The sequence below is a fragment of the Kineococcus vitellinus genome, assembly GCF_009906315.1.
In the GTDB taxonomy this organism is placed as follows: domain Bacteria; phylum Actinomycetota; class Actinomycetes; order Actinomycetales; family Kineococcaceae; genus Kineococcus; species Kineococcus vitellinus.
Window position 1 is genome coordinate 1 of record NZ_JAAALL010000222.1, and the last position, 7,480, is coordinate 7,480.

A 7,480-nucleotide genomic window follows, 5' to 3' on the forward strand; every position below is an offset into this window, starting at 1 on the left:
CGGGCGGGCGCCCGGTGAGCCCCCACCCGCGACCCCCCGGCCCCGGGGGCGCGGCGCGGGTGCGGGTGCTGCTGGCCGACGACCAGCCGCTCGTGCGCGCCGGCCTGGCGATGCTGCTGGACGCCGAACCGGACCTGGAGGTGGTCGGGGAGGTCTCCGACGGCCAGGCCGTCCTGGACCACCTGGAGGCGCTGCGCCCCGACGTCGTCGTGATGGACGTGCGCATGCCCGGCATGGACGGTCTGGAGGCGACCCGGCGCCTGGCGGTGGACCCGCCGCCGGAGGACCCCGACCGCGTCGTGCGGGTGATCATCCTGACGACCTACCACGTCGACGACGCGGTCTACGAGGCCCTGCGCGCCGGCGCCTCGGGCTTCGTGCTCAAGGACGCCGCGCCCGACGAGCTCGTCCTGGCCGTCCGGGCGGTGGCCGCGGGCGAGGCGTGGCTGGACCCGGCCGTCGCCCGGCGCCTGCTGAGCGACTTCGCCGTGCAGGCCCCACCCGCCGCGCCGGCGGCGGGGCACCTCGAGGTGCTCACCGCCCGTGAGCGCCAGGTGCTGGTCCTGCTGGCGCACGGGCTGTCCGGTCCGCAGATCGCCTCCCACCTGGTCATCGGCGGCGCCACCGTCAAGACGCACCTGGCGCGGGTGCTGATGAAGCTGGGGCTGCGGGACCGGGCGCAGGCGGTGGCGCTCGCCTACCAGGCCGGGCTGGTCCGCGCCGGCGAACCGCTCCCGAGCTCGCCGCGCCGGGAACGGTTCCCGGGCGCGCGGTAGCTGCCGGACCGGAGCCCGGCGGCCGCACCCCGGGACGACGACTGCACCCCGGGACGACGACGGCTGCACCCCGGGCTGACGTCGCGGGGGCGGTCGCCACCTGGAGCGGACCCGTGGATCACCTCCCACGGGGACGACCGGCTCGATCGAGGGGAGAAGCCTCTGCGGTGGCGACCACGGCGGTCACCACCGAGTCGATCGGGAGGTCCCCATGACCGAGAACACGAGAACGAGCGGGACGACGCGCTCGCAGCCGCGATCCCCCTCGCTCGCAGCCGCGCAGCGCGGGGAGGCGGGAGCGTGGGAACTGCTCGTGCAGCGCTGGCAGCCGCTGGTGGCCGCGACGGTCCGCCAGCAGGGCCTCGGGGCCGGCGAGTGCGAGGACGTCGTCCAGACGGTCTGGCTGCGGCTGTTCACCGGCATCGACTGCATCCGCGACCAGGCCGCCCTGCCCGGGTGGCTCGTCACCACCAGCCGGCGCGAGGCCTGGGCCGCCGCGCGCCGCGGCCGTCGGGAACTGCCCTGCGCGGAACCCTTCCCCGCGGAACCCTCCAGCGACTGCGACGACGTGTTCCGCGCCGTGCGGCAGCGCCTGGCGCTGTCCCGGTTGCGGCCCTGCGTGGCGCTGCTGCCCGAGCGCGAGCGTCGCCTCGTCGAGGCCCTGCTGGACCCCCGTGAACCCACGTACCGCGAGATCAGCCACCGCCTGGACATGCCGGTCGGCGCCATCGGCCCGGTGCGGCGCCGGGCCGTCCAGCGCCTGCGCCTGCTGCTGGAGCACGAGGACCGGGAACTGCCCGCTGCGAGCTGAGGAGCGCCGCGGTGCCCGCCGCAGGGGGCGGCACCGCGCACCGACCGGCCGGGGCGGCGGTTCCGCCTCGAACGAGCATCGAGCGAGGAGACGGTGGACACCATGGTGACGATCGCAGGGATCATCGGCACGCTCGGCGGCGTCCTGCTGCTGGTCGGGCTGGTCGGCGGGGACTTCCAGTTCTCGGGCTCCGTCATGCCCAAGGTGGGGAACACCTCCCGGGTCCTCTGCTTCGGTGTCGGCGGCGTGCTGCTGCTCACCGCCCTGGGGCTGGTGCTGATCGCTCCCGGGGAAGCAGGGGCGCGACCGCCGGACCCGGCGCCGACGACGAGCCGGGACGAACTCCCCGAACCACCCGCACCACTCCCGCCCGCGCCCGAACCGCCCGCGCCCGAACCGCCCGCACCCGAACCGCCCGCACCCGAACCACCGGTCCCGCTGCAGCCGGCCCCCGGGTACGTCCTGGCCGGCAGCGGGTCCACCGCGTACGTCTTCGCCGCCCCCAGCAGCGAGGCGCCGGTGCTGACGGAGATCGACGACGGCGCCCTCGTCCACATCCTCTGCACGGCGATGGGCGAGAGCGTCACCTCTCCCCTGACCGGCCTCACGAGCAGCCTGTGGAACTTCACCACCGACGGCGGTTTCGTGCCCGACGTGCTCGTCGACACGGGTACCGAACAACCCACCATGCCGAACTGCTCGCAGTGAGCACCACCCCGTCCGCACCGCGCCACCGCTGCCCGTCGGAGGGCAGCGGTGGCGCGGTGCGGACGGGGTTCGCGGGGGGCGGGGCAGCAGCGAGCTCACCGTCGCGACCTCACCGGTGCAGCGGCACGCCACCGGGTGTGTCGAGGTTGGGCACCAGGTAGGTGGTGAGCGCCTGCACCAGGTAGCCGACCAGCGCGACGTTCTCCTCGGCGCCCCAGCCGCCGGTGGTCAGCAGGAGCGTCAGCAGCGCACCCAGCGCGGTGATCTGCGCGACCAGCCACTTGCGGGTGGGGTGCCGGCTCGCCCGTGGTGCTGCGGACGGCTCATGCGCTGGTGCCACGGTCGCGGCCTCGTCCCCCATGGTGGTTCCTCCCTCGTCGTGGTTCGCCCGTGGTGGTTCGTCCGTAGCGGTTCGTCCGTGGTGGTCCGTCGTGCCGGGTGGCGCACCACCCCCGCCGACGGGTCGACCGGGTCGGCGGGGGCGGTGCGGGTCTCAGGGCCGTGCGGGTTTCAAGAGGTCGGGACGCGCACGCCCATCCGCGACCAGGTGAGCGGGCCGACGACCCCGTCGGCCGTGAGACCCTGGGCGGCCTGGTAGCGGCGCACCGCGGCCTCGGTGGCCGGCCCGAAGCGTCCGTCGTCGGCCACGCCGTTCCAGCGCTGCACGAACGCCACGTCGTCGCCCGCACGTCCCCGGCGCAGCACCCGCGAACCGGGAGCGGAACCGGCGACGAACGCCTCGTACTGCTGCGGGAGCTCGCGGGGCGAGGAGGGGCCGTGCGCCCCCGCGGACGAGGACGCGCCCCCCAGGGCGGTGACGCGCTCCAGGGCCTGCCGGTGACCGAGGATGACCTCCACGTGCATCTCATCGGCGCGGCGCTGGTAATCACCCCCCCAGCGCAGGCCGTAGTGACCGGCCAGCCGGCGCACCTCGGCGGCCTGCCTGGACGAGAACGTCCCCCGCGCGCCCAGCGGGTGGCGCGGTGCGTTCAGGTCGACGGCGATCCCGGCCGCGTGGAAGGACGGTGAGCTGGAGCCTCGCACCGCGCGGTAGGCGTACCCCCAGCAGCTCGCCGGGTCCAGCCGCTCGACGCGCTCGTGGAAGTCGCGGGCGAAGCCGATCAGCAGCGGGGCGACGTCGGCGCGGACGGGCAGCTGCACGGAGGTGCCGGGAACCGTGAACGTCGTGATGCCCAGCGCGCCGCGGTCCGCGGAGACGGCGAACCCGTTGATGGCGACCACCTCCGGCTCACCTCCCCCGCCGGGCGCCGGTGGCGGTGGGCAGACGTCGGTCGGTGTCGGGTCCGGGACGGGGGCGGGACAGGAGTTCCACGGGTCACCTCTGCGCTCGCGGTGGCGGAAGGGTCGTGGTCGACGACCCGACGTCGGTGCCGCCGTCCAGCGGCGGCAGTCGACGCACCATGGGAGATGCGCGTGGAGGCCTCGTGATAGCGGACTGCACGGGCGGTGTGCTCGCCCGTGGTCGCGGCGGCGGTGCTCGACGGCCCACGTCGGCGTGGTGCGCGCACCGCTGCGCGTGTGGAGGGGGTTTCTCGGGGAGCGCCGTCCCCACCGGCGGGAAGGGCCTGCGCGGCCGGCGGTGCGCCGATCGCCGACAGGGCCGGTGGGGGCTCAGCGGGGGGAACTCGGGTGCTCGACGTGCGGGTGGTTCAGCGGGTGGTGCGGACGGGGACGTCGTAGCGGTGGGCCAGCGCCTCGCGCTCGACGTCCGTCAGCCCGTCGCTGCCGCGCAGCATCGCCGGCTCGTCGCCGGCGAGGGCCTGCTCGGGGTTCGCGGACGGGTCGTGCGGACCGGTGGGCTGACCGCCGTGCCGGGCACCGAGCCCGAGCAGCAGCGGATCCGGTGGCCGGTGGTGACGTCGGGGAGGGTGACCTGTCTCGGCTGCTCGTGGCATCGCGTCCTCCTGATCGCGTGCTGGTCACGGTTCGCGCTTCTCGCGCACCCCCCATGGAGCCACGAAGCCCGCCCCCGCGCTACGCGAGGAGGCCGTGCGCGGGAACCGAGACGCGATCGAGACCGCGGCGTAGCCGTCGCCGGTCGCTCCCGCGGCGCCCGCACGGCCCGCACGGCCCGCACGGCCCGCACGGCCCGCACCGATGACTTCGCGCCGTCCGGCGGGTCCACCCGCCATGACCTTCACCCACGTGCTGGCCGGCGCCCTGGTCAGCGACCTGAGCGCCGCCGAGACCTGGTACACCACCCTCTTCGAGCGGGCGCCGGACGCCCGGCCGATGGAGGGGCTGCTGCAGTGGCACCTGCCCGGCGGCAGCGGCGTGCAGGTCTACCGCGACCCCGACCGCGCCGGGCGCGGCTCGCTGGTCCTGCACGCCGACGACCTGGACGCCGCCGCCGCACGGCTGAGCGAGGCGTCCGTGCGGCACGAGGGCCCCGAACCGGGCGGCGGCGCACGCATCCTGCGCCTGAGCGACCCCGACGGCAACGCCGTCGTCCTCACCGGCACCTGAGCGCCGCGGCACGGCTGCCCTCACCCCGGTGGGCGCTCACCCCAGACGTCGTGCTCCAGCACCGAGGCCGCCCTGATCACCGCGGTCTGCTCCGGGCCGAGTCCGCTGCCCCGGAAGGCCCGCAGCGCCGCCTGCGACACCCACCGCTCGAAGACGTCGCCCCGGTCGTCCTGCACCACGTCCGCGGCGATGCTGAAGTCCAGGCAGCCCTCCGTGGCGCGGGCCCGGCGCACCACCTCCTCGCAGCCGGCCAGGAAGGCCCCGCGGTCCGCGGGGTCGACGATCAGGTGTCCGGCGACGATGATCACGGAGTGCTCCTCGGGGTGGGTGCGGAGGGTGCCGGGAGGAGGACCGCGCCGGGGGCCGGAGCTCATCGGTGCACCGGCCTCCGGGCGCGCCGGCGGCGTCAGCCCACCGCGGCCACGCCGACCAGGTTGCCCGCCGGGTCGCGGAAGTGGGCGACGACGAGCCCCGAGGGCGCCCGCACGGGTCCCATCACCCGCTGCCCGCCCAGGGCCTCGGCCTGCTCCAGCGCTGCGCCGACGTCGGGCACCCCGACGTAGAACACCGCGCGCGGGCCGTGGCCGGCGCCGCCGCCCACACCACCGGGGATGCCCGCGCCGCGCGACGTGCGGCCGGGATCGGTGAAGCCGTACTCGCCGGGAGCGGAGACCTCGGGCGCCACCGGGGAGGAGGTGTCGAACTCCCACCCGAACAACCGCCCGTAGTAGCCGCGCAGGCCCGCCGCGTCCTCCCCGGTGACCTCGAAGTGCACGACCGCGCGTGGTGTGACCGGCATCGTCTGCTCCTGACGTCGTGGGGGCCCGTGTTCCCCGCTCCCTCCACGACCCGCACCGCGGCGGGAAGTCATCGGCGGCGCGCACGGTCCCGCCACCGACGTCCTCGTCCCCCGACCGATGAGTTCCCGCCCGCCCGGGCGTCCACCCGGCATGGCGATGACGACGAGGGTGCTCAGCGTGGCGCTGCCGGTGGCCGACCAGGACGCGGCGCTGGCCTTCTACACCGGTGTGCTCGGCTGCCGGCTGCGCCACGACGTGGAGGTGTGGCCGGGGGTCCGGATGGTGGAGGTGGTGCCACCGGGCTCTGACGTCGGCCTGGTGCTGCTGCCGCCCGGCAGCCCGCTGCCGATGGCGGTGCGGCTGGGCACTCCCGACGCCGGGGCCGCCCACGCCCGGCTGGGCGGCGGCACCGCGGACGTCGAGGGCGTGGTGCTGCACAACGAGGAGGTGCTGCGCTGGGAGGGGGTGCCGGCGATGTTCCACTTCAGCGACCCCGACGGCAACGACCTGGTCTACCTCGAGGACCCGGCGACCGAGGGCGAGTGACGGCACCGGGCCGGCCGCCGGGAGCCGTCGGGCGACGCGCGAACGCCCCCGGACGATCTCGTCCGGGGGCGTTCGCGGGGTGCGGCTCGGCGGGGTGCTGCGGCGTTCAGCGCCGCAGCACCCCGCTGCTCACAACCCGATCTTGCCGGCCAGGCCGCCGAGGCCGCCGCCCTTGTCGTCGCCGCCACCACCACCGGTGAACTTGGCGATCAGCTCGCCCGGGTCGACGCCGAAGCGGCTGAGCAGGTCGGCGTGCTGGTCGGTGTCGACCTGACCCGGCAGCTGCGCGTCGGCCTCCTGCGCCTTGCCGTCGTCGTTGAACTTCTCCCGGATGAGCTGGAGGATCATCTCCTTGGGGATCTGCACGGTGCTGTTCCTCCTCGCGTTCGGACGTCGCTGACGACCACACCCTGCCCCGCCCGCCGGAGACCCGCACCCGGAACTCCGTTCGAGCCGCGTCCGTTCCGGCCCACCTCGCCGCAGCGCCTCGCGCGAGGGGGGAACGCCGAAGGGGCGGCAGGGGCGGTCCGCCCCTGCCGCCCCTCGACGCGGTTCCGCTGCCTCGTCCGCTGCCTCGGTGGTCAGCGCGTCAGCGGCCGAGACCCGCCTTGTCGACCTTGCGGTGGAAGCGCATGCCCGCGACGCCTCCGAGGACCGCGCCCAGCAGGCTGACCACTGCGGCGGCGATCGCGGTGATGATGCCGCCGGTGCTCAGCTGCCCCTCGCCGATCGGCAGCCGGGGCAGGGTGTTCAGCTGCGAGAGCACGTTGTACTGCGATCCGGCGACGGCGCCGGCGACGGCGAGCACGATCGCGATGACGACGGCCCAGATCCACACGGCCACGCCCTGCTTGGCGCCGTTGAAGCGGGCCATGCGGCCGGCGACGTAACCGCCGCAGAAGTAGGCGACGAGCAGGACGACCAGCAGGCCGACGGCACCGGCGATGCCGACGCCGGCGGCGTTGGAGGTGGCCTGTCCCACGGCTTCCCCGACGGCGGTGCCGGTGGCCAGCCCGACGGCGGCACCGGCTGCGGCCAGCAGCGCGGTCAGCAGGACGCCGGTGCCGGTCGCGGTGAGCCACCCGAAGAAGGCCGAGCCGAACTTCATGCCGCCGAAGGCGTTCTCCTCGCGCTCCAGCACGGACTGGCGGTCCATGGGCTGGCCGTGCTGCTGGCCGTGCTGCTGGCCGTGCTGCACGCTCAGGCGGGGGTCCGCCTGGGCCTGCTGCGCGGGGCGCCCGGACGAGGGCGGACGGTGGCCGCCGGTGCCGGGGTTCCCGGAGTCGCCGGCGGCGTGCGCGCCGCCGGGACCGGTGGGAGTGCTCATGACGGTTCTCCTCGAGGGCGGGGAC

The 7,480-nt window shown here is 75.6% G+C and carries 12 protein-coding genes; 5 read left to right on the plus strand and 7 right to left on the minus strand.

Annotation, left to right across the window (positions count from 1 at the left end; translation table 11 throughout):
- Window positions 1-110 precede the first annotated feature (110 nt).
- The 3 genes from GTQ99_RS16935 (at window position 111) to GTQ99_RS16945 (ending at window position 2,295) form a co-directional block, all read left to right on the plus strand.
- Entirely contained in the window at window positions 111-776 is a 666-nt protein-coding gene (locus GTQ99_RS16935; protein WP_205707666.1) for a response regulator, read from the plus strand.
- A 211-nt stretch (window positions 777-987) separates the two neighbouring features.
- Window positions 988-1,587: an RNA polymerase sigma factor gene (locus GTQ99_RS16940; protein ID WP_166616908.1), complete on the plus strand. Its 600-nt coding sequence runs from the start codon at window positions 988-990 to the stop codon at window positions 1,585-1,587.
- 102 nt (window positions 1,588-1,689) lie between these two features.
- Window positions 1,690-2,295 (plus strand): hypothetical protein, encoded by a 606-nt coding sequence (locus GTQ99_RS16945; RefSeq protein ID WP_166616906.1) that lies wholly within the window; start codon window positions 1,690-1,692, stop codon window positions 2,293-2,295.
- A 109-nt stretch (window positions 2,296-2,404) separates the two neighbouring features.
- On the opposite strand, the gene GTQ99_RS16950 is transcribed toward GTQ99_RS16945, so the two are convergent.
- From GTQ99_RS16950 to GTQ99_RS16960, 3 genes are all read right to left on the minus strand, one after another.
- The gene (locus GTQ99_RS16950; RefSeq protein WP_166616909.1) at window positions 2,405-2,635 is read right to left on the minus strand and encodes a hypothetical protein; all 231 of its coding nucleotides are present in this window, start codon (window positions 2,633-2,635) and stop codon (window positions 2,405-2,407) included.
- A 170-nt stretch (window positions 2,636-2,805) separates the two neighbouring features.
- Window positions 2,806-3,537: a peptidoglycan-binding protein gene (locus tag GTQ99_RS16955; protein ID WP_166616910.1), complete on the minus strand. Its 732-nt coding sequence runs from the start codon at window positions 3,535-3,537 to the stop codon at window positions 2,806-2,808.
- A gap of 428 nt (window positions 3,538-3,965) precedes the next feature.
- Window positions 3,966-4,211, minus strand: coding sequence for a hypothetical protein (locus GTQ99_RS16960; protein WP_166616911.1), 246 nt, complete (start codon window positions 4,209-4,211; stop codon window positions 3,966-3,968).
- Window positions 4,212-4,446: 235 nt separating this feature from the next.
- Here GTQ99_RS16960 and GTQ99_RS16965 point away from each other — a divergent pair, with 235 nt between their 5' ends.
- Window positions 4,447-4,782 (plus strand): VOC family protein, encoded by a 336-nt coding sequence (locus GTQ99_RS16965; RefSeq protein WP_166616912.1) that lies wholly within the window; start codon window positions 4,447-4,449, stop codon window positions 4,780-4,782.
- A 20-nt stretch (window positions 4,783-4,802) separates the two neighbouring features.
- Here GTQ99_RS16965 and GTQ99_RS16970 read toward each other — a convergent pair whose 3' ends face one another.
- Both GTQ99_RS16970 and GTQ99_RS16975 read right to left on the minus strand, forming a co-directional pair.
- On the minus strand, window positions 4,803-5,090 hold the full coding sequence (locus GTQ99_RS16970) for an antibiotic biosynthesis monooxygenase (protein WP_166616913.1): 288 nt from the start codon (window positions 5,088-5,090) through the stop codon (window positions 4,803-4,805).
- A 98-nt stretch (window positions 5,091-5,188) separates the two neighbouring features.
- Window positions 5,189-5,581 carry a VOC family protein gene (locus GTQ99_RS16975; protein WP_166616914.1) on the minus strand — a complete coding sequence of 131 codons (393 nt, stop codon included), beginning with the start codon at window positions 5,579-5,581 and terminating at the stop codon, window positions 5,189-5,191.
- A gap of 157 nt (window positions 5,582-5,738) precedes the next feature.
- On the opposite strand from GTQ99_RS16975, the gene GTQ99_RS16980 reads away from it, so the two are divergent.
- Window positions 5,739-6,128: a VOC family protein gene (locus tag GTQ99_RS16980; protein ID WP_240897601.1), complete on the plus strand. Its 390-nt coding sequence runs from the start codon at window positions 5,739-5,741 to the stop codon at window positions 6,126-6,128.
- 129 nt (window positions 6,129-6,257) lie between these two features.
- On the opposite strand, the gene GTQ99_RS16985 is transcribed toward GTQ99_RS16980, so the two are convergent.
- A complete protein-coding gene (locus GTQ99_RS16985) occupies window positions 6,258-6,494 on the minus strand; it encodes a hypothetical protein (protein ID WP_166616916.1) in 237 nt (78 codons plus the stop codon).
- 223 nt (window positions 6,495-6,717) lie between these two features.
- Entirely contained in the window at window positions 6,718-7,455 is a 738-nt protein-coding gene (locus GTQ99_RS16990) for a hypothetical protein (RefSeq protein WP_166616917.1), read from the minus strand.
- Between the last annotated feature and the right edge of the window lie 25 nt (window positions 7,456-7,480).